1 pseudogene is annotated in these 260 nt (G+C 69.6%); it reads left to right on the top strand.

The window, feature by feature from the left end:
• Window positions 1-260 (top strand): annotated as a pseudogene (locus tag GTW43_RS30135) (1,4-alpha-glucan branching enzyme); the annotation flags it as partial.

The following is a 260-nucleotide window of genomic DNA, read 5'->3' as shown; positions in this document are numbered from 1 at the left end:
CTGGGCGCCCACCCCATGACCCACCAGGGCATCACCGGCACCCGATTCACCGTCTGGGCACCGAACGCCCTAGGGGTGCGCGTGTGCGGGGACTTCTGCGCGTGGGACGGCACCGCGTTCCCGATGCGTTCGCTCGGCTCGTCGGGTGTCTGGGAACTGTTCGTGCCCGGCATCGACGAGGGCGAACTCTACAAATTCGACATCACCCGCCCCGACGGCACCCACACCCTGCGCGCCGACCCCATGGCCCGCCACACCGA

The sequence above is a fragment of the Streptomyces sp. SID5785 genome, assembly GCF_009870065.1.
GTDB lineage: Bacteria > Actinomycetota > Actinomycetes > Streptomycetales > Streptomycetaceae > Streptomyces.
Note: the sequence above shows the minus strand (reverse complement) of the source record. Positions and strands in the feature narration are given on the sequence as shown.